Here is a 24,315-nt window from a genome sequence, read left to right as displayed (position 1 = left end):
CTGAACGAAGTTTACCAAAGAAGGAAGCAGCAATGGCTGATGAAAAACTGTTCTCCGGCATCAAAGCTGGTGCAATCGAGCTGAAAAACCGCATTGTCATGGCGCCATTGACCCGCAACCGGGCAAGAGCCGAGGATGACAGTGTCCATGAATTGCAGGCCAAGTACTACGCCCAGCGGGCGGGTGCAGGTCTGATCATCACGGAGGCTTCGCAAATCTCACCCCAAGGCAAGGGCTATGCCTGGACGCCCGGCATTTATTCCGAAGCGCAGATCGACGGCTGGAAAAAAGTGACTGAGGCCGTCCATGCCAAGGACGGGAAGATTGTAATCCAGCTTTGGCATGTGGGCCGGATTTCGCATTACAGATTGCAGCAGGATGGTGGCGCCCCTGTTGCACCATCCGCAATTGGAGCCAAGGCCAAGACGTTTGATGGTGAGCAGTTTGTTGAAACATCTGAACCGCGGGCTCTGGCCATCGAAGAAATTGCTGGCATCGTTGCGGACTACCGGAGGGCCGCGGAAAACGCCAAAGAGGCTGGTTTCGACGGTGTCGAGGTCCACGCTGCCAATGGATATCTGATCGATCAGTTTCTGCGGGACGAGTCCAACAGGCGTGAAGACGAATACGGCGGTCCTGTCGAGAACAGAGCGCGATTCCTGAAGGAAGTCATGGACGTGGTTGTCGACGTGTGGGGCGCCGACCGCGTTGGTGTTCGCCTCAGCCCGTTCTCGGACGCCAACAACATCTCCGACAGCGACCCGCAGGCAACGTTCTCCCATGCGATCAAATTGTTGAATAGCTATGGGTTGGCCTATCTCCATCTCGTAGAAGGACAAACCGGCGGCCCGCGCGATATTCCGGAAGGTGGTGATCTGAAGGCGCTCTATGAATTGTTTGACGGTGCGAAAATGGGCAACAACGCTTATGATCGCGAAATGGCGATTGAATCGGTTGAAACCGGAGCCGTCGATCTGGTGGCCTTTGGTCGGCCGTTTATTTCCAACCCGGATCTTGTCAACCGGCTGGAGAAAGACGCCGCGCTGAATGAGCTCGATCCAACCACTCTCTACGGCGGCACTGAAAAAGGGTACACCGATTACCCGGGACTGGAAGAGGAAGCGGTTGCCGCAGAGTGATGCATCACTCTTAACTCCTTGGTAACAGGCGATACCAAATAGAGTGAGCGCGCCGGTTTGGACGCGCTCACTTCGCCGGTACGGCAATACCCTTTCTTGAAGCGGGGTTCTGTCACAAGTCTACGAATGGACTGCTGCCCTCCGATTGCGGTGATTAAGATAGGCTTTTGAGTTTATCATCAGCGTCTCTTTGAGTTGGCGAAATCCAGATTTCAGCAGATACCACGTCCGAGAAATCGAGCTGCGTGAGCCGACGTGATAGATTTTGGACTTATCTGCCGCGCAGAGTTGGTTCTTCGTATTTGCTGCTGGTCAGGTAACGTTAGGTTGGGAGTACGATATGGAATTACCAACACTGACGTACGAAATGATAGCCGTACTGAGTCTATTGTCTTTTACCGTCTTACTTTTTGTTACCGAGATTATACGGATCGATGTCGCAGCAATTCTTGTAATGGTACTGCTTGGCGCACTGAGCTATCTACCGGGGCTAGGTAATCTAGCCGATATATCCAAGCTCTTTGAAGGTTTCTCCTCCAACGCTGTGATGTCCATCATCGCAGTGATGGTAATTGGGGCTGGGCTTGATAAGACTGGACTTATGTCAAAGGTCGCGGCCTTGATCCTCAAGAATGGTGGCACGACAGAGGCCCGGATAATCCCCATAATTTCAACAACGGTTGGTGTCATCAGCTCTTTCATGCAGAACGTCGGAGCTGCCGCGCTTTTTCTGCCTGTTGTTAGCCGCATCTCAGCACGTACGGAAATCCCGATGAGTAGGTTGCTGATGCCCATGGGGTTTTGCGCGATTCTGGGTGGTACGATCACATTGGTCGGGTCGTCGCCCCTCATCCTGTTGAATGACTTGATCGTTTCGGCAAATTCATCCCTTCCGGTTGACCAACAAATGGAGACATTTGGGTTGTTTTCAGTCACGCCTATCGGTGTGATGCTGGTGCTGACAGGGGTGCTTTACTTTGTGCTCTTTGGTCGTTGGGTCCTTCCAGCGCAGCGAGAACGTGGAGAAGACGCAAGCTCAGCTCGGTCCATGCAGACCTATGTAGAAAACACCTATGGGCTTAGGGCCGACATGTTCGAGATTCGTGTTCCAGAAGGCTCGATCTTGATTGGACAAACGCTCGCGGATGTCATGGTCGCCCATAATATTTACATTCTCGGTACATCCTATCGCGGCCACAAGGTCATCGCGCCGATGGCTGATACAAAGATCGAAGCCCCGGCGCGGCTCGCAGTGCTTGGCCTGCGTCGGGTGGTTGAGCATCAGTTCGCTGAGCCTTACGGCTTAGAGATACTACCCCAACTAGATGTCTTTGCAGATGATTTCGCGGCGACTCAATCAGGGGTGGCAGAGGTTGTTATTCCGCCCGGTTCATCGGTCATTGGCCAGACTCCGATTGATCTGCGCCTCCGTCAGACACACGGATTGTCTCTGTTGGCCATTCAGCGCGGCGAGGAAACACTGAGCCACGTTGAAACTGAGGATCATTCAGCCACGCATATCGGGCAAGTCCCTTTGCAAGCTGGTGATACGTGTGTGGTGCACGTGCAGTGGGACCGTCTGACACGGCTTAAGTCGGACAGGGATTTTGTCGTCGTTACTTCGGATTTTCCCCAAGAAGAGTTACGTCCACACAAAGTCGGATGGGCGCTTGCTTTCTTCCTAATAGCGTTGAGCTTAATCCTGTTTTCCGATCTGCGCTTGTCATTGTGCCTGTTGATCGGCGCTATTGGGATGGTTTTGAGCCGGGTGCTCTCGATAGACGAAGCTTACGAATCGATTAGTTGGAGCACAGTTTTTCTACTGGCTTCGCTGATCCCGTTGGGCCAGGCGGTTCAGAACACCGGCACTGCGGATTGGATTGCAGCGCATGTGTTGGCCCTCCTGAAGGGGTGGCCGCTCTGGTCTTTGCAAGCAGGGATCGCCGTTTTGGCAACAGCGTTCACGCTGGTGATGTCCAACGTAGGCGCAACTGTTCTGCTGGTTCCACTGGCCGTTTCTATTGCGGTATCAGCAGGTGGAAACCCAGCCGTCTTCGCTCTCACCGTGGCAATTTCAACGTCCAACTCATTTTTGATTCCAACACACCAGGTGAACGCGTTGATCATGGGCCCGGCAGGCTACCGGGTGGTCGATTTCGTTCGCTCGGGTGGAATCATGACTCTACTTTTCTTGGTTGTCTCAATGACCGGACTTGCGCTCTTCTTCTGATGCGCTTCTTGGCGATCCGCATTGCTGAACTCTGCTTCAGCTCAAAAGAACTGGCAAGATGAGGTCTTTGAGACCAATCCTTTTGTTGGAGCAGCAGATCCGAGATCTATACAAATGGACCTTCGCTGCGAGCAAGAGAAGAAGGGCGGCGAACAAATGCAAACCTGACGTCGACATACCCTGGTACTGGACCGTTTTTGTTTTATCGATCACTATTGCTTGGCCAATATCGTCGGCATATTGGAGAGTTCACAATGAAGTTCCTTCGAACACCTGACCATCGGTTTGACGGGTTGCCAGATTTCGCATTCGGCCCGAACTATCTTGATGTGGATGATACCGAAGGCGGTCGTCTCCAAATGCACTATTTGGACGAGGGGCCGACACAGGTACCGCCTGTATTGTTGATGCACGGAGAGCCCACCTGGTGTTTCCTGTATCGGCACATGATCCCATTATTCAATGATGCGGGCCACCGAGTTCTGGCGCCTGATTTGATTGGGTTCGGACGCTCGGACAAGCCAGCTGAGCGTTTCGATTACACCTACCAACGCCATGTAGACTGGATGTCCGAGTGGTTGCGGAAAGTTGACCTAACGAGCATCACATTGGTTTGCCAAGACTGGGGCGGACTCATAGGCTTGCGGTTGGTTGCGAGTATGCCCGAGCGGTTCTCTCGGGTAATTGTGGCAAACACGGCCTTGCCCACTGGTGACACTCCCTTGGGCGACGCATTTCTTTCATGGCGGGAATACTCGCAATCCGTGCCTGAATTTAATTCGGGCCGCATCGTATTCGGCGGCACAACATCCAAGATTTCCGATGAAGAGGTCGCAGCCTACAACGCACCGTTCCCGGATGCGCGCTATCTGGCAGGCGCTCGACAGTTTCCAATGTTGGTGCCCGACAAACCCGACAACCCAGCTTCAGAAGCCAACCGAGCCGCATGGAAAACCCTAAAGACCCTCGACACTCCGTTTCTGACCGTTTTTGGAGAAGATGACAGGATCATGGCGGGGGGAGACAAAGTGTTCCAAAAGTCGATCCCAGGAGCTGCCGGTCGAAACCATACCGTGCTACCAAATGCTGGGCATTTCATCCAAGAAGATGCTGGCACAGAGCTAGCACACGCGACATTGAAATTCATTGAGCAAACTTAGCTGGTATCAGTCTGGTTTCTTCCCCTGTGGCCTCAATTCACACCAAATTTGCGACGCAAGTGCTCGGCCAAGGCCGTTATGCGACGTGGTTGGGCTCGGCTAGGCGGAAACATCATTTGCAAAGGTTTCGGTGGTGGGAGGAAGTCGCGCAAGACAGAAATAAGTCGGCCAGATCGAACATCATCGCCGACATCCAGCTCGGACTTCAGTACGACCCCATGGCCTGCAATCGCCCAATCGCGGATGAGTGAACCATCATTGACTATTCGATTTCCCTTTACCGATACGCGTTGGGCATTTGGTCCTGATCCAAACTCCCAAACGTTGTCGATCATGTCACCAAACCTCATGACCAAGCAGTTGTGGTTTAACAGATCTTCTGGTTTTTCAGGCGTTCCGAATGAGGCCAGATAACTTGGGGACGCACATACGAAACGTTGGTAGCTTCCTAGATTTCGCAACCTGAGCGAGCTGTCTGTGATGTTGCCGAAGCGAACGGCGAGGTCGAAACCCTGACCTACCAGGTCGACATAGCCGTCCGAGAGGGACAGTTCGATTGAGACGGCAGGGTTCTCTTCAGTGAATTCGGCAATAACCTTGGAAACAATGCTCCGTCCCAAGTCAATCGGCGCGCTTATGCGAATTGGACCAGACAGAGTTTCGGCACCGTGCCGAACAAGTGTATCCAGGTCCGCAACCTCACTGAGTACGTTTCTTGCTCCGTTAGCTAGTGTCCGGCCTTCTTCGGTCAGGCTAATGGAACGGGTGGTGCGGTTGAACAAAACCACTCCGTAATGTGCCTCCAGAGCCGCGAGCCGCTCGGACACTGTCGTGCTCGACATCCCTGTGTCGCGCGCCGCGGCCACAAGACTGCCTTTCTCGGCTATGGTCAGAAACAAGCGAAGATTGTCTAAATGCATTAAACGGTATTTCCGGATTATATGTTCGATTATACCCCGTTTATCCCGAAAAGACTGCGGCGTAAATCTAACGCATCGCGCAAATACACAAGGGACCTATTCCAATGGCCAAGTTGACAATCGTCGCCAACATCAAAGCTAACCCCGACAAGATTGACCTCGTAAAGGCCGAGCTGATCAAGCTCATCGACATAACCCGTGCCGAAGAAGGTTGCATTAACTATGACCTGCACCAGGACAACGACAACCCGGCTCATTTCGTGTTCTACGAAAACTGGCAAAGCCGAGAGCTTTGGCAAACCCACATGGGTGCTCAGCACCTTGCGGCTTACCTGGAAGCAACAGAGGGCGCCGTTGCAGAATTCACGTTGAATGAGATGACAGTCATCGGTTGATAGAGAACCGGACAAAGGAGCACGTTATGAAAGCCGTGGGATACCTTGAGACAGGGTCGATTGATCGGGCGGACGCCTTAATCGACTTCGAGGCCGACAAACCGACGCCAAAAGAGCACGACTTGTTGGTGAAGGTGCAGGCCGTGTCAGTGAACCCAGTCGATACGAAAATTCGTCAAAAACGTGCTCCCGCGGGTCCAGCACCTGATATTCTGGGGTGGGACGCAGTAGGGATCGTCGAAGCAGTTGGTGAAACGGTTGAGACTTTCAGTCCGGGAGATACAGTTTGGTACGCCGGGGCAATAAACAGATCGGGGACCAATGCTGAGTTTCATCTGGTAGATGAACGTATCGTCGGGTCAGCGCCAAAGTCCATACCTGCAAAAGCAGCTGCGGCGATGCCGCTAACGACACTTACTGCCTTTGAGATGCTGTTCGACCGCTTGCGAGTTCAAGATGCCGTTTCCGGCGGGACCAATACGTTGTTGGTTATTGGTGGCGCAGGCGGTGTCGGGTCGATCACCATTCAATTGGCACGGGCTCTAACTGAATTGACAGTGATAGCGACGGCGTCCCGACCCGAGACACAAGACTGGGTTCGAGAGCTGGGTGCACACCATGTCATCAACCATGCGGAACCTTTTGGCTCACAACTCGAGGCTCTCGGTATCGACAGCGTGGATTTCATTTATTCGACAAACCATTCCCAGCTTTATGCTTCCCAAGCTGGAGAGGTGATGACACCTCAAGGTCGCTTTGGGTTGATTGATGATCCTGAAACCTTCGACATCGCGCCGTTCAAACCTAAATCGATCTCATTGCATTGGGAGTTCATGTACACTCGGTCGCTTTTTGGGACTGGAGATATGAACCGTCAAAGCGAAATCCTGAATCAGGTCGCCGGGTTGATAGATGACGGAAAGATCAGATCCACAGCGACCGATACACTTGGTAGGATCAATGCTACAAACTTAAAGAAAGCGCATACTATCCTTGAAAGCGGCAAGGCCAAAGGAAAGCTCGTGCTTGAGGGTTTTTAGATGAGAATTGAGCGACTGGATCATGTGAATATCGTAACGACTAAGTTGCCTGAGATGGTTACTTGGTATGAAGAGGTCTTGGGTTTAAAACTCGGGGCCCGCCCTGATTTTCCGTTTCCCGGAGCTTGGTTGTATGCGGGTGATCACGCCGTGGTTCACCTTGTGGGTCACGAAGGAACGCCTAATGTCGGCTCCGAAGTGAAGCTCAAGCTCGAGCATTTTGCGCTCTCAGCCACAGGGTTGAGAGCATTCGAAGAAAAACTGATCTCGTGTCAGATCCAGTATCGCAAAACTGATGTCCCGGGGGCTGGAATGGTGCAAATCCATGTGGCCGATCCTGATGGAAATCACATTCACATAGACTTTGAAGAAACCGAATAAGTGGCTAACCCGCGAAATAGTCGCAACGCAAAATCAAGCCGGTAACTTCTTGCCAATTAGGGATTGAGGTCCTTGCCGAGTTGCTTCCAAGACTTGCGTGGGCCAACATTTTTTGCGCGGTGCAAACGTCGATTTGGAGATCAGTATGCCGGACCTCAAAACAAACAAGAAAAACGTCATCGCTTTCTACGAAATGATGTTCAACGAGTGTCGACCTGCCGAGGCCATAGAGATCTTTGTTGGGGAAACCTATACGCAGCACAACCCGCATGTTGGCGACGGCAAGCAAGCCTTTGTCGAGTACTTCGAGCGCATGGCTGCCGAATACCCGGGAAAGCGTGTGGACATCAAACGTGCCTTTGCTGAAGACGACCACGTTATTCTGCATTGCCACCAAATCTGGCCCGATGGTCTCGAGTACGCAGGGATCGATATTTTTCGCCTGGATGTCGATGGGAAGGTTGTCGAGCACTGGGACGTTCTTCAAGAGGTTCCGGCAAACAGCGAGAATGAAAACGGCATGTTTTGACTTAACCGTTCTGACAGCGGCGCATGGAACTTTGAAAGGTCCTGTCGGCTGAACCACGATAGTCAAAGGACGTAAGTCTGATCCAAGAAAACCACCGAAGCGTATCTATCAAGAACCTTTTAGAAAGGAGATAAATATGCTCTCGAAGAGTATTCTTACCGCAACCCTTGGATTGTTTGCAGCTACTTCGCTTCAAGCTGGTGTACAAATTCGCTTCATGGAAGGCGCACCCAAGGACCGTTTTGTTCTGACGAATGTCGGAACGTGCGAAGTAGAAGCCTCAACCCTCAAAATTGACTTGTCGCAATCTGCCGGACGCCTGATTTTCGATGTCACCGAAAATGGCGCAGGCGTAGAGGTATTCCAGCCGCTTGAAATCGTTGAGGGTGTTGATGCACTGCGGCAACTTCCTTTGGTGGTGGACGGGCAAAATACAATTGAACTTGAGATCGCCAGCCTCGCAGTCGGGGACAATCTCGCCTTTACTATCGATGTTGATGATACAATCGGGCAACGCGAAATCACCGTAAACGGGTCCGAGATCGAAGGCGCAACAGTGTCATATGCCGACGCAGTTGAGACCAAAACTGCAACCTTCTCTTCCGACGCAGTTGTCAACGTAGCGACCAAGGACTGCTGAAAGCTGCCTTACAATGTCGAACTGGATGGTCCGCATAGCATTTCTTGCCCTCGTGATGGGAGGCGGCATCCTGATCGGGATATTGACCGCACCCGGCGATTGGTATGCGCAGCTTTCTAAGCCCGCCTTCAACCCACCAAATTGGGTTTTTGGCCCAGTTTGGACGGTGCTCTATGTCTTGATTGCTGTGACGGGTTGGCGTCAGTTTGAAACAGACCGAAGTTCGACCGCAATGAAGCTGTGGTGGGCGCAGATGGGTCTGAACTTTTTGTGGTCCCCAGCCTTTTTCGTACTGCAACTGCCGTGGTTTGCCCTTGTGGTCATTGTCGCGTTGTTGGCCGTAATCTTCATGTTCATCGCTCAGGTCAGGAATTCAGATCAGGTCTCCGCATTGGCCTTCCTGCCTTACTTCGCGTGGGTCGCATTTGCCACGGCGCTGAACCTTTCCATTGCGATACTGAACTGAGGAAGAACAATATGCGTGCCAACTTCATTGGGCTTGTTTCAGGTCTTGCTATCATCGGATGCACAATGGCTCAGGCTGATGGAAAAATTACTGAAGACTTCTCCAAGTCTCCGGAGACGCGTTGGGACTACATTGCCGACACCGTCATGGGAGGGGTCTCTTCAGGGCAGGTGCAGTTTCATTCGGAAGGTGATGTTGCATTCGCGCGGTTGACCGGAACCGTGAGTACAGAAAACAACGGCGGCTTCATCCAGTTCCGACGCAAGTTGCCTGTTCGACCAGATGAGGGTGTATCAGGCGTCAGGTTAGTAGTGCGGGGCAACGGCGAGCAATACTTCGTTCACCTCAGAACACGTGGCACGGTGCTGCCCTGGCAATACTATCAGGCCGAGTTCGAAACTTCTGACGAATGGACCGAGGTTTCTTTACCTTTGTCAAACTTTAAGACTTCAGGTGCCATGTTGCGCTCTATTCCTGTCGCTGACGAAATCACCTCAGTTGGAATTGTCGCCTACGGGCGCGATCACGACGCCCGTGTAGATGTCAGTGAGATTGGTTTTTACTGAAGGTCGCCTGGGCGATGGCCCGAAATGCGCCAGGGTGTTTCCCATTCGCTGTAGGCGCGTGTCCGAGAAAAGCGACACGCGGCCAGGTTATTTGTCAACAAACCTAAAGCTGTGACCCAATTGGTAAAATACTTAGGAAACCGGAAACTATGTGATCCCAAGCTGATCCTGTCGGTTCGGATTCATACTCAAGGACGTTGCCATCATCGCCTCTTGTTGTCCATTTAAGCTGACCGGCGTGCTCTAGCGTTACGTTATATGTGTATGCGGGTAGCGCGTCGTCCAAGGCACCCATAGTCCGTGCGGTCAATGCTGGTGAGTCAATCAGAATTCCCATTTCGGTGTTGATGTTGACAGACCGCGGGTCCCAGTTGAACGACCCTACGAACAAGTATCGGTCATCAACTGCAAATGCCTTGGAGTGTAGGCCTGATCGAGATTGAGCCCAGTTAATACCCCGACGTTGGACCTGATAGGCGTCGGGGCGCAGTTCGTAGAGTTCTACTCCACCGCGTAGAAGTGCACGGCGTTTCTTGGCGTAGTGCGCGTAAACGGGTGCGACGTCGTTAGATGCAAGTGAATTGGTCACAACCTTTACGTCGACCCCGCGGTTTTCGAGTTCGGTCAGCCATCTCACACCGTTGTTGCGCGGCACGAAATAGGCGGACACGATGGTCACCTCACTGCTGGCATTCTCAAAGTACGGAAGCAATTGAGATGCCAGGACGGGACCTGAGTTCTCGAGGCCGGCGGCTTTCGAGGGCGGATCAGCATAAAGCTTCGCGGGCAGCCAATCCAGTGACAGGGCTCCATCCGCGAAGTTCTCTTGCGCTGATTTTCTGAGGGCAGCGCCGTATTGCGTTTGCCTCGCTTCCTCGACCAGTTCGTTCAACCGGACTCGTGCATCAGCAAGGTCAAATTCCTGGGGTTCTCCAACGACCACACGAGCCGGAACGGCGAATTCGCTGTTCCAGTATGCGTCAAAGCTTTGCGACACCTCGCGTACAACTGGGCCTGCGGCCAGCACATCCAGATCGGCATAGTTCATTTCTTTCCGCGCCAGAAAATACTCGGCACCGATGTTTCTGCCACCCACTATCGTGAACACGTTGTCCGCCGTCATGGACTTGTTGTGCATTCTGCGGTTGATGCGTTTGAAGTCCGTCAGACCCGCGAACAAAAGGCTCTGATCGCGCCAAAACGGATTGAACAGCCTGATTTCAATGTTCTCGTGATTGTCCAATGCGGCTGTCATCGCGTCATAGCTGGACGTATCCATGTCATCCAGCAACAATCGGACACGAACACCCCGATCTGCGGCCTGCAATAGACTGGCTGCAAAGAGGTGACCCGTTGGGTCGTTGTGCAGAAGGTAGTATTGCGCGTCTATCGTTCGCTCGGCCGCAGCCGCCAACAAAAGCCTTGAGACGAGCGCTTCTTCGCCATCACTGATTAGCTTGACGCCTGACCGACCGTCTTTGGGATTCCCAAGGCGATTGGCCGCCAGGCCCAGAGCTGTGCCTGAAGTCGCTGGCAGCGAAGCCGATACCGTCTTTTCATAAGTGCGGGTTTTTGGAGCGCAAGCTACAAGAGCCAGCGCACACCAAACACAAACCACAAACTTCCATCGCGCCATTTGCTTGCTCCATCCCCGTATCCTAGGTGACTACGTCGGAGCACGCGATTGCAAGTTTGTTCTATGTAGCCTGAGGTTGTTTCGTTTTTGGTGTTGATTTCGCACATCCTACTTTGTCGATTGGCGACTGTGACGGCGCGCTAGTTCGAACGAACTCTGGCAGTTCCCCAATAGGCGGGAATTTAACCAACCACTCGTGGTATTTGATGGTGACGCGTGGATTGCAATATTTGACGACATGCCCATCTTGCCTCGAGGATCTCCGTCGCTGCTCCTAGGCGCAGATAGCATGGTGTTCTGATCGTTTGAGGTCGCGCTTTGGGCGGCGCTGGTTCTACTTAGTCCCGTTCGCTGTCCAAAGCTTCGCGTATGAGCGTCAGATTCGGCAGCGAATTGCGAAATGGATCGAACCCGAGTTCGTACAAAACAGGATCCAGGGCTTCCGACATCCGCTCCATACAAGCTTTCAAAAACTCCGCGCCTCGCGGTGTGGACCGGGCAATTTTTGAACGCTTGTCATTGGGGTTGGCTTCAAGGGTAATTAAGGCATGACTTTCAAGACTGGAGAGCATGTGCGTCATCGACGTCTTGGGCACTTGAAAAGCGTTCGATAGCTGTAGTGGCGTCTCTCCCTCGGGGCGCCGGACCAGGTGGTCCAATATGCCAAATTGGGTTGCGGTCATTCTGCCAGGTAAGAACGCTTCTAGCTTGGTCGAGATCAACTGATTGATGATCCCGACCTCGGTGAAGAACCGGTAGACTTCGTTGGTCTCATGTTCAGGCTTCATTCAGAATTCGTGTCTCCAGCGGCCAGCGGGGTGTGGCAATTGGTTCGGGTCCATACCCCAAACGCAGCAACATTTGCACTGTGTGCCCTGTTGGCGCAAGAAGCTCATGCGCCAGAGCGTATTCATCGGCCATCTCGGGATATTCCTGAAGTGCCTGACTGACCGGATGAACGCCCAGGCCCATTTCGGTTGTCTTCAGGTAAAAACGCATCAATCGACGCCCGGCATCGAGTTGATCGCTTCGCGTGTTTGTAGCCGTCGTGATGACCGCGTATTGCGGCGTCGCGTCTAGCATGGCGAAGTAGCCTCGCATGTGTGACTGAGTACCTGGGTGGTCAACGTTCATCAGGGTCTCATTGTCCAACAGACCTGCTAGTCGCAGTGTTTCCAGCATGGGATCACGCAGTTCAATCCCGTCAGGGTTGGCGTTGATTTCTGCTTTCCCGATCCGCATGAGGTCGACGGATTCTTTCAGCGTCTGCGGTGTACGCATCTCGATTTCAAATGCGCGTTTCGTGAGATCTCGAATACGGGCCACTAGACCCTCATCGGAAATCAGAGTGGCGTAGTTTTCAAGGACTGACATTTCCGCCTCGGACAGCCGCTGTTCAGTGTACGGTTCTTTGTTGGAATGCCGTTTGAGGATTTGATCTGATAGTGGATCGGATGTCCCGCCTGGCACAAACACTGCTTCTGCGATGGGTCCGTCATCCCCATCTGGCAGTAACTTAACCTCGGTATCGAACCCGAAAGCACTTGCCGCCAGTACCATCGTCTCAACAAATGCCCCGAGGCCAATATAGAGCTGTCGGTGGTAAGGATCGGTTTCCGGAAGCTCGCGATCAGGATCACGGTGGATGCGCACCTTGTCTCGTCCAACCAACTCGACCAGCCAAGGTTGCAAGTTGTGCGGATTGGGGGCGAGAATTGCATAGGACAAAGCAACTTTGCGTGGGTCGTCATACGGTTTTGGCGTCCACGGAGCCAACGCGTCATGCGGCGTGCGTGTAGCGAGGAACGCAATCGCGCCCGTTGCCGCCAGTATCGTGCCTCCGCCTAGAATCTTGAGAAAGCGTCTTCGGTTTGACATCTTGACTCTCCAATAGTGCGATATCGTACTAATTTAATACGAATTCGTACCATATCAACCCCAATCGATGCAGTGATTGGTTGAGTGATTTGAAAAAAGAAAATCAGAACAGCCGGACGCAACCGTGGACTGCCGTGGGCGACAAGTATTCGGGGCGCCTTTGATGTCGAAAATTGGTAGTTATTTTAGTTGATTAACGACCGGACACGAGAAGATCAGAGGCTGTTGAGCCGATGCTTTTCGAGTATCCCGCAAAGCATAGCCTGCGCTTGCAGCCTGTGTTCTCGATGACGTTCGCGGGCGGCATCTGGACGACCTTCACTAATCGCTTGAAAAACAACCCGGTGATCTTCATTGGATTTGACGGGCAGGGGCCTGATGAACAACGTCGTTGCGCGCGCGCGACGCACCTGGTCGCTCATCATGGCAACAATCGCTTCGACCCGTTTGTTGCCGCCCAACCGAACGAGCTCCTGATGAAACAACTCGTCGGCCTCGGCCCAGGCTTCAAGGTCTTCGGCTTCGATGGCTTGGTCCATCTTTGCAATTGATCCAGCAAGTACCGCCAGTTCATCTTCGGAATAACCCGCTTCGGCAGCGCGCTGCGCTGCGAGGCTCTCGAGTTCCGTCAGTATGTCGTAAATTTCACGCATATCATCTGATGAAACAGGTAGTATCCGCACGCCCTTGCGGGGCCGCATTTCCAGCAACCCTTTACTTTCCAACATCAACGCAGCTTCCCGTATCGGGGTGCGGGACATGCCCAGAGTTTCGGCGAGTTCCGACTCCAGATGGTCAGTCCCGGCGGCAAGTTCGCCGGACAGGATCATCTGCCGCAAGTCCCTTACTGCGCGCTGCGTATTGGAAAGAGTTTTTGCGTCCTGATCCTTCACGGCGTCTCCAGGTTGATTTTTCGTCCCTCCGCAGCCGAAAGATAGATCTTCTCTTCAATGCGGATCACGTCCAGATAATCTCGGGCCGAGTTCTCTAATGGCATGCCCCGTAGAAGGCCTGAAACGACGTGACTTTGCAAGGCGTGGACGCAATCTCCGCCAAATCCATCATGATCGCTCGGAGGTAGAATTTGCTGTCGCTCCTGTTTTCCAAATGCGCGGAGTTCTACTGACCCGTCGCCGTTAAGAACCAGTGATCCATCTGTTCCTTCGACGAGAGCTTCGCCCATGGTCTGACGCAGGTTTTCGGCGCTGTGGTCAAGGCACCTGTTCCCATCGAACAGAGCTTTCAAACCGTTGGGGTGGTCAAACAGGATGTAACCTGCATCCTCGCCCGCGATAACGGGGTTAACTTGACGCAAGTCCGCATAAACTGCGCTGGGCGCATCGAATAAAAATCGGAATGTGTCTACCCAGTGAACCGCTGTTTCATGAACGAGGAAACGTGGCATATCCTGAAAGTACGGCTGCCGGTCTAGGTAGGCGCTTGGTCCCTGTCCGTCACCGGGTCGAAGTCGGAAAGTCGCTTGTAGAGGTGTTCCAATTCGACCCTCGGTCATCGCTACCTTGATCGCACGATACCAGGGCTGAAAGCGAAAATTCTCATGCACGACAATAGTTGCGCCTAATGCTTCAGCCTCCGAAACGATCTTCTTAGCTTCATCCAATGACATGCAGAAAGGTTTTTGGCAGATCAGCCACTTGATACCAAACCGCAGTGCCGTTCGGATGGCGGCGGCCTGCGCCACAGGTGGAAGGATGATGTCCACGAGATCCGGTTCTTCCGCCTCCAGCATTTTTGACAAATCGTCGTAAGCGGCCAGTCCTGTTTCCTTCGCCTTGTTGATATCACGGTTGCAGGATGCAATCGGAACCGCTCCGGGCATTCGGGACCAGCTTTCGTAGTGGAACCTGCTGAAGTACCCCGCACCCACACACGCGACCCTGATGGCTTGTTGAGTATTCATGCCCGCAATGCTTCCAATACCGACGCGGCTGCGTCCTGCGTTCCGGCGGTGCCACCTAAGTCACACGTCAGGTTCTGTCCGTTCGCAGTCACCTTTTCCACGGCTTCGCTCAACCGTTCGCCGTCGTTGGACAGTTCTGGATGATCATGGGTCAACCCCAACCATTCAAGCATCATTGCTGCAGACAGGATCATCGCAAAAGGATTGGCAATACCCCGTCCCGCAATGTCCGGAGCGGAACCATGGCAGGGTTGGAATACAGCGTGCTTCAACCCGATATCCGCTGACGGAGCCAGTCCAAGACCACCCATGAGACCCGCGCCAAGGTCGGAGAGGATGTCTCCGAACATGTTCTCAGTCACCAATACATCGAATTCCCAAGGCTTTTGAACCATCCATAGAGCGGTGGCATCAACATAGGCATGGTCTGCCTGCAATTCGGGATGGTGTGCGGCTTCTGCATCAAACATCGATCTGAAGAACGCAAAGGCGCGGAACACATTAGCTTTGTCGACACATGTAACTCGACCCCGACCGCGCCCGGTTCTTTTGCGGTTCTGGGCGAGTTCAAACGCGAAACGGAACAGTTTTTCGGACACCTCACGAGTGATCAGCAGAGTTTCACGTGCTTCGTGTTCGGTAACTTCGCCAGTGCCTTGGGTGAAGAACAGTCCTTCTGTGCTCTCGCGTATCAAGACAAAGTCGATCTCTTTTCCGGTGGGCAGCGCCAAGGGGGTCATTTGTCCGCTGCTTACCTTTACTGGCCGTACACCAGCGAAAAGTCCCAGTTGCTTTCGCAGATCGATCTGCGGTGAAATCTCGGTTCCGTCAGGGTAGCGAACGTCCGGCAAACCCATTGCAGATAGCAGAATCGCATCGGCGTTGCGTGCAGTTTCGAGTGACCCAGCCGGAAACGATTCTCCAGTTTTGGCGTAGTGGCCTGCGCCTGCCGGAGCGTCTGTAAACACCAGTTCGTATGAAGGACTGCCGCGCGAAAGCTGGTGCAGTATTTCAAGCGTAGGGGCCATAATTTCAGGGCCGATTCCGTCCCCGTGGAACACTGCCACATCATAATTTTTCTTCATCTTAGCCCGCTTCCTTCCCGTTTCGCATTCATAGCGCGATAGCAGCTTTCACTACAGTCCGTTGACAACGCATTCTTTAATGTATACGCAAATAAATGCAATAATAAACGCAAAGTTGTTTGGGAGGACTTGGAAATGAAACTAAAGCTAGGGCGGTTGGCGGCCGCAGCCGTGATGGCGACCGGGATTGCAGGGGCAGCTGTTGCGCAGGATTATCCCTATCGTGATATCACCACAGCTGTGGTCTGGGGGGCCGGAGGAGGTACGGATACGATCAACCGAATGATCATGGCCGAGATGGAAAAACACCTTCCAGTCTCGATCAATGTGATCAATCAAACAGGTGGTGTCGCAGGCTCCAACGGTATGGTCTACGTCATGAATCAACCAGACGATGGCTACACATTGGTTGGTCTGTCAGAGTCCAACGTCACCGCTGCTGTGCAGGGTGGTTGGGATAAGAAATTTGACTTTTGGTATCCGTTCATTGTTGGCGGATCACCTGATCTGATCTCGGTTCCAGCAGATAGCCCTTACAACACGCTGGAAGAGCTGGTCGAAGCCGCAAAAGCTGCTCCTGGGACCATTCCAGCGGCGGCTTCCGGCGCAGGTTCGATCCACCACTTGAACCTTCTGGCTATCGAAAAAGGGTCCAGTGCAGAATTCAAGTTTGTTCCATACAAAGGTTCAGCGCCCGGGCAGGAGGCAGCAATAGCAGGTGAAGTCGCGTTGGTTGTGACTTCTCTAGCTGAACAGGCCCCGTTGATCGAAGGCGGTCAACTTAAACCGCTTGCGATGTTGACACCCGAAAATGCGCAGATTGCAGGGGCAACAGTGCCTTCTGCCTTTGGCATCTATGACGGTCTCGATCAGTATTTGCCACTCAAGCAGGCCATCGGGTTTGCAGTTCACAGTTCAGCGGGGGACGACGTAAAGGCCGCGCTTGGTGATGCCTTCGAGCAAGCGATTGCCTCCGACACCGTCGCTGAATGGGCCTCTGCAAACAATTATGATGTCGGTGGTCAACACGGCGAAGAAGCTCAAGAGCTGTTTGCGAACCTCGAAGCTACCTTTGCCTACACCTTACAAGATTTGGGTGCCGCAACCGTCGATCCGGCGTCGCTGGGTATCGAGAAGCCATAATCCGATCACATTTGAAAGGGCGCGCATAATCGCGCCCTTTCCGACAAGAGGCAGGCAATGGACAAACCTGACGATACACTGATCATGCGGGCGCGCGATTTCTGGGCCTCGATTGGTCTGATAGCAATTTCCACCTTTTTCCTTTGGAAGACGTCGGACATCCCCCTTTGGGGTGAAAACCGCGCAGGTGTCAGTGGGTCGGACTGGTACAACTCGGCTGCAATTGTACCGCTGTTCATCTTCGGTGGATTGCTTGTGTTGTCCTTCGTCTTGCTAGCTATTTCGATCCGCTCAGGTGGAGCCCAAAACGCGCTCAGTGCTTTGGGGATCGGATGGGATAGGTCGGAAGCCTATCGAGCATCAACAATCGGCCTGATCCTTCTTGCATATGTCGTGGGACTGGTCCCCAGAGTGGACTTCATTCTGTGTTCTGGGTTGTTGATTACAGCTTTGACTTACGGCTACTACGGAGGTCATGCGCGGCGTGCTTTGGTGGCCTGTGTCGCAGTTGTCTTCGCCGGTTTGTTTGCGTTCGCCGTGTTTCCTGCTCAGGCGGATTGGAATGCACACGGTGATGATTGGTTCACACTGGCCTTGTGGGTCGCGTTAACACTAGTGGTGTTGACCAAAGCGGCTTCCGAACGCGTTTTGCGGTTCGTTCCATTGCTGGCGATACTTGCCCCGCTCATCCTCGTTTGTGCGATGGCCTTTGTTTTCCGGCAGAACGTGCCCGCGCGCGGCGGGCCGATCTTCAAGCAAATCGAATACCACTACTACGTGACGCTTCGTCCGCTATGGAAAGGCTGACCGGATGGACTTTATTCTTTCGCAACTGGCTGGATTTGGGACTGCATTCGTGGGCCTGGCAGTGGACCCGCTGACCTATCTGTATTTGATTGCATCCGTGTTCCTGGGCATCACGTTCGGCGCATTGCCCGGCCTTACGGCAACCCTGGCCGTTACGATCCTAACGGGTTTCTTCGGCAACAAAATCCCGCTCGACTATTCGCTCATCGCTTTGCTCGGGGCCTATGTCGGCGCGATTTACGGCGGCTCTTACCCGTCTATTTTGCTGAACATTCCGGGCACGGCAGCCAGCGCGGCGACGGCCATGGATGGCTACCCTCTGGCCAAAGCGGGTCGAGGGGGCGAAGCACTAGGGCTGACCACGACGGCCAGTTTCATTGGCACAGTTATCGGGACCATCACGCTTTTGATTTTTGTCTGGGCGCTGCTTTTGGTTTCAAAGAACATCGCAAGCCCGGAGAAAGCATTGCTGGCCCTGTTCGGCATTCTGCTTTCGGGCACTTTGATGAGCGAAGACCTGGTGATTAAGGGATGGATCGCCGGTCTGATCGGGCTTGCGATGTCCATGGTGGGACTTGACCCTCTGTTGTCTGAACCGCGCTATACTTTCGGCTGGTCTTACCTGATGAGCGGATTTCAAGTCGTGCCAGTTTTGATGGGAGCCTTTGCCATTCCCCAAATTATCGACGGTTTGAGGCACGTTGAGGCGGGGAAAGTTCTGGCCCTGAAAGGCCGCATTCTTCCAAACCTTCGATCTATTCGACGCTACCTACCGACCATAGGCCGTTCAGGAGTGATCGGGACCGGGGTAGGAGCACTTCCCGGCGTCGGTGAAGATGTCGCCGGTTGGGTCAGCTACGGTGTCGGTAAGACTGTATCTACCGAGGGCAACAAGTTTGGAAAAGGTTCCTTGGAAGGTCTGCTGTGCTCGGAGACTGCAAACAACGCCTGTATTGGCGGCGCGCTAATCCCACTTTTGGTGTTGGGCATTCCTGGCTCACCACCAGCCGCCGCTTTGATGGGGGCTTTCAAGATCAACAACGTGATCCCCGGCCCGACGATTGATCCAGAGATCATTCTGCGCGTGGTTGCAATCCTGGTGCTGGCCTCCCTGACGATGTTCCTGATGGGGCTCTTCACCGCTCGGGTCTTTATCAAAATACTCGCCATCCCGCAGACCATCTTCTTGCCAGTCGTGATGGTCCTGACAACAATCGGGTCTTTCAGCGTCGGTGGTGGCATCAATGATCTATACCTGATGCTTGGCGTCGGCGCCGTTGCTTACTTTATGAACCTCATGAAGTACCCAATCGCTCCACTGGTTATCGGGGTTATCCTGGGAGGTCTTTTTGATGAAACCTTCCGCCGGTCATTGTTCCTGTCGGATGGGGATCTTTCGGTCTTCTTTTCTCGACCTGGAGCGGCCGTTCTGCTGGTGCTCAACATTGGTCTGATCCTCAGCCAGCTGCCCCTTGCAAAGCGCGCTTTCTCACGTCTGAAAGGACTTTCTGTCTGATGTTTGTAGTCACTGTCACTTTCACTCTCAAACCCGGTACGAGAGACACTTTTTTACCGCTGATGGTCGAAAACGCTTCAACCTCTTTGCGTGAAGAACCCGGATGCCAACAGTTTGACGTGTGCCTCGGCGACGATCCCGAGACAGTTTTTCTTTATGAGGTTTATGATGACAGCGCGGCGTTCTCTGCCCACCTAGAAAGCGCGCATTTTCAGTCCTTCGATGCGGCGGTGGCTGATATGATCGCCACCAAGGTAGTTCACCAGTATTCCGAGGTCATCCGATGAACGATTGGGAAATCCATGCCGTGAAATACGCGGATCGCAACGCCCGGACGCGAGCCGATAGCTTCATTGTCGATGATAATCATGACGCTCCTCACGCGATGGATTATTTCGTTTGGGTGCTCAAACGCGGTAACAAAGTCGTTCTGGTCGATACTGGTTATGACTCCGATGAGGCCGCCGCCCGTGGTCGTCCCATTGCGATGGATCCTCGCGAGGCTCTGCGGCCCTTAGGCATTTCGCCGGAAGCGGTGACCGAGGTTATCGTGACCCATCTTCATTATGACCACGCGGGGGGGCTGCATATGTTCCCGAACGCGAAGTTGCATATGCAATCGGCGGAGATGGCCTTCGCCACAGGCCCCTGCATGTGCCACGACCATCTGCGTGCACCTTTCACGGCCGACCATGTCTGCGAGGTCGTAAAGCGTCTCTATTCAGGCAAGGTCGTGTTCTACGATGGAGATGCCGAGATTGCAGATGGGGTCACGGTACACTGCATCGGTGGGCATTCGCGCGGGTTGCAATGCGTTCGCGTAAGAACGGCGGCCGGGTGGATGGTACTCGCCTCTGACGCCTCGCATTATTACGAGAATTTCATGGCACGCAAAGCCTTTCCTATCGTCGTCGACCTGCAAGACATGATGGATGGTTTCGAGACACTTGAGAGGTTGGCTTCGCATTCTAGGCTTATCGTGCCCGGCCATGATCCACTTGTGCGTGAGGTATTTCCCGTGGGCGCGGCACCGCATATCCATAGGCTGGATCCAGGGCCGACGCGGGACATTGAACTATGAAAATCGGTGTCATAGCGGACGATTTTACTGGTGCAAGTGATGTCGCAAACACCTTGGCGAAAGGTGTTGAGCCGGAAGGTGGATTACGAACGGCTCAGTTTCCGGGTATTCCAACTACCCCAGCCGACAAAGAGATCGAAGCGGGTGTGATCTCACTTAAGAGCCGCACCGCACCTATTGAGGAAGCCGTAGCGGACAGCTTGCAAGCTCTGCGGTGGCTTAAGGATCAAGGATGCCAGCAGTTCATTTTTAAATACTGCTCGACATTCGATTCCACTAATGAAGGAAACATCGGCCCGGTCGCGGAAGCGCTTGCCAACGAACTGGACGCGCAGAAGGTGGTTTTCTGTCCGGCCTTTCCCACTACGGGGCGTACCATCTATCACGGCCATCTTTTTGTGCTCGGCAAGCTATTGCACGAGTCTGGAATGGAAAATCACCCTCTTACTCCGATGACGGATGCAAACATCAGGCGTTGGTTGCAGCACCAGGCCAAAGAGGCGGTTGGGTTGGTTCCAGTTGGCACCGTGAAGCAAGGGCCAGAGGCGATTGCTGATGCGTTGCAGATCGCAGACGAACGCTTTGTAATCGGTGATGCGATTTCGGACGAGGATTTGCTGGCCTGGGGCGAGGCACTGATGGATGCCCAGCTGATTACCGGGGGATCCGGGATAGCATTGGGTCTACCCAGAAACTTCGTCAGAAAAGCTTCGTCCAAAAGAGATGGCATTGTGTTCTCAGGTATCTCTGGGCCTGCCGCTATCCTTGCAGGGTCATGTTCAGGTACGACACGCGGGCAGATCGATGTTCATGCGGAATCCAATCCGACGTTCGCCATCGATGTTCCAGTTGTTATGTCCGGGGATGTGACCACGCAAACGCTTCTGGATTTCTTTGAAACGCATTCAGGAGAGTCCCCTCTCGCTTACTCATCAGGAAGCCCGGAAGAGGTGCGTGCGATCCAAAGTCAATTCGGTCAAGAAGCAGTAGCGGACAGGCTGGACAATCTGTTTGCGGAAACAGCACGAGAACTTGTCCAAACGGGTTATAAGCGCCTTGTCGTGGCCGGAGGAGAGACGTCAGGCGCTGTCGCCAAGGCCGTCTCTGAGGCATTGGGTTCACCGGCCATGTCAATTGGGCCAGAGATCGATCCGGGCGTGCCAGTCTTGAGCGTTGGAAAGACTGAACCCATTGCGCTGGCTCTAAAGTCTGGAAACTTCGGCGCTCCGGACTTTTTCGCGAAGGCCCTCAGAATGATGGAGTCCGGTAAATGAGTTCTGAAGAACAGACACTGCGACGGCAGATGTCGGAACTGTGTGCATCGCTATTTGCGCGTGGTTTTTCCGTCGGCACGGCGGGCAATGTCTCCGCGCGTTTACATGACGGGATCCTCATGACGCCAACGAATTCCACCTTGGGCGATATCGACCCCGAACGCATCGCCAAGATTAGTTTGGATGGCAACCACGTTTCCGGCGACAAGCCGACCAAAGAGGTTTTTCTGCATCAAGCCTTCTATGACACGCGGCCGGAAGCGGGCGCTGTGGTTCATCTGCACTCGACCTGGGCCACTGCTCTGTCGTGTCTGGAGGACACCGATCCCAATGACTGTATTCCGCCGCTTACGCCGTACGTGGTGATGCGCGTCGGCACGGTCAAACTGGTTCCATACATCAAGCCAGGCGACCCGAAATCCGGTTACTTGATCCGCGAACTGGGCGGCAAGTATAGTGCGGTTCTGTTGGCCAATCACGGTCCCGTCGTCTCGGGAAAGGACCTCTTCTCAGCGGTCTGTGCAGCAGAAGAGTTAGAAGAAACAGCCAAGCTACTAGTGGCTTTGCAGGGCCTGCCAACCCGGTTGCTGGATGTAGCTCAAGTCGCAGATCTCAAAGAGACTTTCGGAAGGATTTAATCCGGCACCGAAAAGTGGAATGCGCAGACTTTTGGGCAAATCGTGCAGAGTTATGAGCAAATATCGCGCAGAAATATGGTCGAACTTCAATAATTTTCTTTAATGAAATCAATGGCGGTAATGCAGCGTTATGAGAGCACCTACAGTCTCCGGGTTAGGTCAGCATCTCTGACGATGCAGACCTTTTTCGACAGTGTCCGCTTGTTAGACCTGATCTGAGAGGTGGACGACATTCAATTGGCGTCCAGGCTCAATAGCCGGACACGTCGCGGGCGTATTCCTGGTAGATGCCGGGGTCAAAGATGGAATTCACTGCAAGCTCGCGTCTGGGCAACATGTCGCCGGGAAACACCTGCGCGGCCAAAAAAACCTCTGGCGTTACAAACCTCAGACCCTCGGGCAGATCCCCCAGTGTAGACGCGGGTTCATTGGTCGCAAGGTTGTAACCCCAAACCCCGAAAGAAGGGATCGACATCTGATAGTTCACCACCTGCGGGAACATCTCGGACAGGGTTTCCGATATCGTCCAATAGGTATGGGGGGAAAAGAAAGGTGAGCTGCTTTGTGTCACCAGAACGCCGTTTTGGGACAGAATGCCCTGAACCATGGCGTAGAACTCGACCGAATACAGTTTTGAAAGCGCCTCGCTATGAGGATCGGGAAAGTCGATGATGATCCGGTCATAGATCTGATCGGTGGATTTGACATAGTTGAAAGCGTCGGTGTTGTGAACGTTTAGTATGGATGCCTCCATGCTGTTGTCATTCAGACGTGCGACGGGGGCCAGATTGCGCCCCAGGTCGGTCATCGCTGGGTCAAGATCGACCAGATCGATACGCTCAACGCTGGGGTGTTTCAGGATTTCACGTACTGCCAGACCGTCGCCACCGCCAAGCACCAGAACCGACTTTGGGGTGCTATCCCCCCAGGACAAGGCGGGGTGGACCAACGCTTCGTGATAGCGGTATTCGTCGGTTTCAGCGAATTGCAGATGGCCATCAATGTACAGGCGCACGTCGTTTTTTTGCCAAGTATTGGTAACGACCAACGACTGATACTGCGATTGTTTGCGCCAGACGATGCGATCAAAATACAGATGATCCTGCGCAAATGCAGTGATGCGCCCGGCCACCAGGGTCAGGGCGAACAACAAAACTATGGTACCAATGGCACAGGCCAGCATCCGTTTGGGCGCATCCAGTTGGTCGCGCAGACACAGGACGCTGAGCAGGCCAACCATGGCATTGGTCAAACCGATAGCGAAAGAGGATGAAATCAGCCCAAGCGACGGCAGCAACAGAATGGGAAACAGAACCGATCCCCCAAGCGCACCGATATAGTCTAGTGACAGCACATCAGCGATGGATTCCCGCGTTGTACTGCTTTCCGACAATACGCGCATCAGCAGCGGTATTTCCAACCCGACCAGAAATCCGATGGCCGAGATGAAGGTGAACATACCCACCGTGTAAAACCAGGGCGCATAAGGAAAAAGCATGAACAGCGACACGCTGCACAGACCACCGATCAGCGCCAGGATCAGCTCAACCCAGATGAACGTCTGGATCAGGTTGCCGTGGAAAAAACGGGACACATAGGACCCCACGCCCATGGCAAACATGAAAAACCCGATCGTAAGTGAGAACTGATAGACCGAGTTTCCCAGCAGATAGCTGGACACCGTACCGATGATCAATTCGTAGACAATGCCACAAAGGGCAACAACAAGGATTGCGCCAAGAAGAACCATCGCCTGCCGCCGGGGCAGCGCCGTGTAACGCGGTGTCAGAGTATCAGTCATTTCAAAATCCGAAAACGGGAAGACCCGGCACTGATAACGCGCCGGGTCTGAGTGGGGTTTGGTGTAGTC

At 53.5% G+C, this 24,315-nt stretch carries 25 protein-coding genes; 17 read left to right on the top strand and 8 right to left on the bottom strand.

Annotated elements, in window-relative coordinates:
- Positions 1-32 precede the first annotated feature (32 nt).
- The 3 genes from ACR0B8_RS14750 (at position 33) to ACR0B8_RS14740 (ending at position 4,529) form a co-directional block, all read left to right on the top strand.
- On the top strand, positions 33-1,139 hold the full coding sequence (locus ACR0B8_RS14750) for an alkene reductase (RefSeq protein ID WP_226689737.1): 1,107 nt from the start codon (positions 33-35) through the stop codon (positions 1,137-1,139).
- A gap of 340 nt (positions 1,140-1,479) precedes the next feature.
- Positions 1,480-3,369 (top strand): SLC13 family permease, encoded by a 1,890-nt coding sequence (locus ACR0B8_RS14745; RefSeq protein ID WP_480658929.1) that lies wholly within the window; start codon positions 1,480-1,482, stop codon positions 3,367-3,369.
- A gap of 254 nt (positions 3,370-3,623) precedes the next feature.
- Positions 3,624-4,529 (top strand): haloalkane dehalogenase, encoded by a 906-nt coding sequence (locus ACR0B8_RS14740; RefSeq protein ID WP_170361951.1) that lies wholly within the window; start codon positions 3,624-3,626, stop codon positions 4,527-4,529.
- A gap of 32 nt (positions 4,530-4,561) precedes the next feature.
- On the opposite strand, the gene ACR0B8_RS14735 is transcribed toward ACR0B8_RS14740, so the two are convergent.
- Positions 4,562-5,449, bottom strand: coding sequence for a LysR family transcriptional regulator (locus ACR0B8_RS14735; protein WP_170361952.1), 888 nt, complete (start codon positions 5,447-5,449; stop codon positions 4,562-4,564).
- A gap of 104 nt (positions 5,450-5,553) precedes the next feature.
- Here ACR0B8_RS14735 and ACR0B8_RS14730 point away from each other — a divergent pair, with 104 nt between their 5' ends.
- The 7 genes from ACR0B8_RS14730 to ACR0B8_RS14700 all read left to right on the top strand — a co-directional run bounded on the left by ACR0B8_RS14730 (position 5,554) and on the right by ACR0B8_RS14700 (position 9,466).
- Positions 5,554-5,844: a putative quinol monooxygenase gene (locus tag ACR0B8_RS14730; protein ID WP_050606061.1), complete on the top strand. Its 291-nt coding sequence runs from the start codon at positions 5,554-5,556 to the stop codon at positions 5,842-5,844.
- 26 nt (positions 5,845-5,870) lie between these two features.
- A complete protein-coding gene (locus ACR0B8_RS14725) occupies positions 5,871-6,884 on the top strand; it encodes a zinc-binding alcohol dehydrogenase family protein (RefSeq protein ID WP_170361953.1) in 1,014 nt (337 codons plus the stop codon).
- Positions 6,885-7,265 (top strand): VOC family protein, encoded by a 381-nt coding sequence (locus tag ACR0B8_RS14720; RefSeq protein WP_170361954.1) that lies wholly within the window; start codon positions 6,885-6,887, stop codon positions 7,263-7,265. It abuts the gene before it with no gap.
- Positions 7,266-7,410: 145 nt separating this feature from the next.
- The gene (locus ACR0B8_RS14715; protein ID WP_170361955.1) at positions 7,411-7,794 is read left to right on the top strand and encodes a nuclear transport factor 2 family protein; all 384 of its coding nucleotides are present in this window, start codon (positions 7,411-7,413) and stop codon (positions 7,792-7,794) included.
- A 136-nt stretch (positions 7,795-7,930) separates the two neighbouring features.
- Entirely contained in the window at positions 7,931-8,434 is a 504-nt protein-coding gene (locus ACR0B8_RS14710) for an aggregation factor core (RefSeq protein ID WP_170361956.1), read from the top strand.
- A 13-nt stretch (positions 8,435-8,447) separates the two neighbouring features.
- Positions 8,448-8,900, top strand: coding sequence for a TspO/MBR family protein (locus ACR0B8_RS14705; protein ID WP_170414930.1), 453 nt, complete (start codon positions 8,448-8,450; stop codon positions 8,898-8,900).
- 11 nt (positions 8,901-8,911) lie between these two features.
- Entirely contained in the window at positions 8,912-9,466 is a 555-nt protein-coding gene (locus ACR0B8_RS14700; protein WP_480658933.1) for a CIA30 family protein, read from the top strand.
- A 103-nt stretch (positions 9,467-9,569) separates the two neighbouring features.
- Here ACR0B8_RS14700 and ACR0B8_RS14695 read toward each other — a convergent pair whose 3' ends face one another.
- The 6 genes from ACR0B8_RS14695 to ACR0B8_RS14670 form a co-directional block, all read right to left on the bottom strand.
- The gene (locus ACR0B8_RS14695) at positions 9,570-11,102 is read right to left on the bottom strand and encodes a phospholipase D family protein (protein ID WP_480658935.1); all 1,533 of its coding nucleotides are present in this window, start codon (positions 11,100-11,102) and stop codon (positions 9,570-9,572) included.
- A gap of 338 nt (positions 11,103-11,440) precedes the next feature.
- On the bottom strand, positions 11,441-11,890 hold the full coding sequence (locus tag ACR0B8_RS14690) for a MarR family winged helix-turn-helix transcriptional regulator (protein ID WP_480658937.1): 450 nt from the start codon (positions 11,888-11,890) through the stop codon (positions 11,441-11,443).
- Entirely contained in the window at positions 11,880-12,980 is a 1,101-nt protein-coding gene (locus ACR0B8_RS14685) for an Acg family FMN-binding oxidoreductase (protein WP_480658939.1), read from the bottom strand. The genes ACR0B8_RS14690 and ACR0B8_RS14685 overlap by 11 nt, the downstream gene beginning before the upstream one ends.
- 215 nt (positions 12,981-13,195) lie before the next feature.
- Complete coding sequence (locus ACR0B8_RS14680; RefSeq protein ID WP_170352034.1) at positions 13,196-13,873, bottom strand: GntR family transcriptional regulator; 678 nt, start codon at positions 13,871-13,873, stop codon at positions 13,196-13,198.
- Positions 13,870-14,901: a Gfo/Idh/MocA family protein gene (locus ACR0B8_RS14675; RefSeq protein WP_170352033.1), complete on the bottom strand. Its 1,032-nt coding sequence runs from the start codon at positions 14,899-14,901 to the stop codon at positions 13,870-13,872. The genes ACR0B8_RS14680 and ACR0B8_RS14675 overlap by 4 nt, the downstream gene beginning before the upstream one ends.
- On the bottom strand, positions 14,898-15,986 hold the full coding sequence (locus tag ACR0B8_RS14670) for an isocitrate/isopropylmalate dehydrogenase family protein (RefSeq protein WP_226689744.1): 1,089 nt from the start codon (positions 15,984-15,986) through the stop codon (positions 14,898-14,900). Before ACR0B8_RS14670 ends, ACR0B8_RS14675 begins: the two co-directional genes overlap by 4 nt.
- A gap of 135 nt (positions 15,987-16,121) precedes the next feature.
- Between ACR0B8_RS14670 and ACR0B8_RS14665 the strand changes: the two genes are divergently transcribed.
- The 7 genes from ACR0B8_RS14665 to otnC are packed head-to-tail and all read left to right on the top strand — an operon-like array spanning position 16,122 to position 22,445.
- A complete protein-coding gene (locus ACR0B8_RS14665) occupies positions 16,122-17,129 on the top strand; it encodes a Bug family tripartite tricarboxylate transporter substrate binding protein (protein ID WP_226689745.1) in 1,008 nt (335 codons plus the stop codon).
- A 57-nt stretch (positions 17,130-17,186) separates the two neighbouring features.
- Positions 17,187-17,936 (top strand): hypothetical protein, encoded by a 750-nt coding sequence (locus tag ACR0B8_RS14660; protein ID WP_170361965.1) that lies wholly within the window; start codon positions 17,187-17,189, stop codon positions 17,934-17,936.
- Positions 17,937-17,940: 4 nt separating this feature from the next.
- Positions 17,941-19,452, top strand: coding sequence for a tripartite tricarboxylate transporter permease (locus ACR0B8_RS14655; RefSeq protein ID WP_480658942.1), 1,512 nt, complete (start codon positions 17,941-17,943; stop codon positions 19,450-19,452).
- On the top strand, positions 19,452-19,739 hold the full coding sequence (locus ACR0B8_RS14650; RefSeq protein WP_226689747.1) for a putative quinol monooxygenase: 288 nt from the start codon (positions 19,452-19,454) through the stop codon (positions 19,737-19,739). Before ACR0B8_RS14655 ends, ACR0B8_RS14650 begins: the two co-directional genes overlap by 1 nt.
- The gene (locus ACR0B8_RS14645) at positions 19,736-20,533 is read left to right on the top strand and encodes an N-acyl homoserine lactonase family protein (protein WP_226689748.1); all 798 of its coding nucleotides are present in this window, start codon (positions 19,736-19,738) and stop codon (positions 20,531-20,533) included. Before ACR0B8_RS14650 ends, ACR0B8_RS14645 begins: the two co-directional genes overlap by 4 nt.
- On the top strand, positions 20,530-21,807 hold the full coding sequence (otnK, locus tag ACR0B8_RS14640) for a 3-oxo-tetronate kinase (RefSeq protein ID WP_226689749.1): 1,278 nt from the start codon (positions 20,530-20,532) through the stop codon (positions 21,805-21,807). The genes ACR0B8_RS14645 and otnK overlap by 4 nt, the downstream gene beginning before the upstream one ends.
- Entirely contained in the window at positions 21,804-22,445 is a 642-nt protein-coding gene (gene otnC / locus ACR0B8_RS14635; protein ID WP_170361970.1) for a 3-oxo-tetronate 4-phosphate decarboxylase, read from the top strand. Before otnK ends, otnC begins: the two co-directional genes overlap by 4 nt.
- A 250-nt stretch (positions 22,446-22,695) precedes the next feature.
- Here otnC and ACR0B8_RS14630 read toward each other — a convergent pair whose 3' ends face one another.
- The gene (locus ACR0B8_RS14630) at positions 22,696-24,246 is read right to left on the bottom strand and encodes a polyamine aminopropyltransferase (protein ID WP_170361971.1); all 1,551 of its coding nucleotides are present in this window, start codon (positions 24,244-24,246) and stop codon (positions 22,696-22,698) included.
- Between the last annotated feature and the right edge of the window lie 69 nt (positions 24,247-24,315).

It is taken from the genome of Ruegeria sp. BH6, assembly GCF_056538105.1.
The sequence above is the reverse complement of the archived record's forward strand: the minus strand, read 5'-3'. Positions and strand labels throughout refer to the sequence as shown.

Coding starts and splice junctions, on each gene's coding strand:
- ACR0B8_RS14665 (WP_226689745.1), top strand. CDS start 16,122: ATGAAACTAAAGCTAGGGCGGTTGGCGGCCGCAGCCGTGATGGCGACC.
- ACR0B8_RS14650 (WP_226689747.1), top strand. CDS start 19,452: ATGTTTGTAGTCACTGTCACTTTCACTCTCAAACCCGGTACGAGAGAC.
- otnK (WP_226689749.1), top strand. CDS start 20,530: ATGAAAATCGGTGTCATAGCGGACGATTTTACTGGTGCAAGTGATGTC.
- ACR0B8_RS14710 (WP_170361956.1), top strand. CDS start 7,931: ATGCTCTCGAAGAGTATTCTTACCGCAACCCTTGGATTGTTTGCAGCT.
- ACR0B8_RS14670 (WP_226689744.1), bottom strand. CDS start 15,986: ATGAAGAAAAATTATGATGTGGCAGTGTTCCACGGGGACGGAATCGGC.
- ACR0B8_RS14720 (WP_170361954.1), top strand. CDS start 6,885: ATGAGAATTGAGCGACTGGATCATGTGAATATCGTAACGACTAAGTTG.
- ACR0B8_RS14630 (WP_170361971.1), bottom strand. CDS start 24,246: ATGACTGATACTCTGACACCGCGTTACACGGCGCTGCCCCGGCGGCAG.
- ACR0B8_RS14705 (WP_170414930.1), top strand. CDS start 8,448: ATGTCGAACTGGATGGTCCGCATAGCATTTCTTGCCCTCGTGATGGGA.
- ACR0B8_RS14685 (WP_480658939.1), bottom strand. CDS start 12,980: ATGTCAAACCGAAGACGCTTTCTCAAGATTCTAGGCGGAGGCACGATA.
- ACR0B8_RS14740 (WP_170361951.1), top strand. CDS start 3,624: ATGAAGTTCCTTCGAACACCTGACCATCGGTTTGACGGGTTGCCAGAT.
- ACR0B8_RS14660 (WP_170361965.1), top strand. CDS start 17,187: ATGGACAAACCTGACGATACACTGATCATGCGGGCGCGCGATTTCTGG.
- ACR0B8_RS14690 (WP_480658937.1), bottom strand. CDS start 11,890: ATGAAGCCTGAACATGAGACCAACGAAGTCTACCGGTTCTTCACCGAG.
- ACR0B8_RS14700 (WP_480658933.1), top strand. CDS start 8,912: ATGCGTGCCAACTTCATTGGGCTTGTTTCAGGTCTTGCTATCATCGGA.
- ACR0B8_RS14645 (WP_226689748.1), top strand. CDS start 19,736: ATGAACGATTGGGAAATCCATGCCGTGAAATACGCGGATCGCAACGCC.
- ACR0B8_RS14735 (WP_170361952.1), bottom strand. CDS start 5,449: ATGCATTTAGACAATCTTCGCTTGTTTCTGACCATAGCCGAGAAAGGC.
- otnC (WP_170361970.1), top strand. CDS start 21,804: ATGAGTTCTGAAGAACAGACACTGCGACGGCAGATGTCGGAACTGTGT.
- ACR0B8_RS14655 (WP_480658942.1), top strand. CDS start 17,941: ATGGACTTTATTCTTTCGCAACTGGCTGGATTTGGGACTGCATTCGTG.
- ACR0B8_RS14745 (WP_480658929.1), top strand. CDS start 1,480: ATGGAATTACCAACACTGACGTACGAAATGATAGCCGTACTGAGTCTA.
- ACR0B8_RS14725 (WP_170361953.1), top strand. CDS start 5,871: ATGAAAGCCGTGGGATACCTTGAGACAGGGTCGATTGATCGGGCGGAC.
- ACR0B8_RS14715 (WP_170361955.1), top strand. CDS start 7,411: ATGCCGGACCTCAAAACAAACAAGAAAAACGTCATCGCTTTCTACGAA.
- ACR0B8_RS14695 (WP_480658935.1), bottom strand. CDS start 11,102: ATGGCGCGATGGAAGTTTGTGGTTTGTGTTTGGTGTGCGCTGGCTCTT.
- ACR0B8_RS14730 (WP_050606061.1), top strand. CDS start 5,554: ATGGCCAAGTTGACAATCGTCGCCAACATCAAAGCTAACCCCGACAAG.
- ACR0B8_RS14750 (WP_226689737.1), top strand. CDS start 33: ATGGCTGATGAAAAACTGTTCTCCGGCATCAAAGCTGGTGCAATCGAG.
- ACR0B8_RS14675 (WP_170352033.1), bottom strand. CDS start 14,901: ATGAATACTCAACAAGCCATCAGGGTCGCGTGTGTGGGTGCGGGGTAC.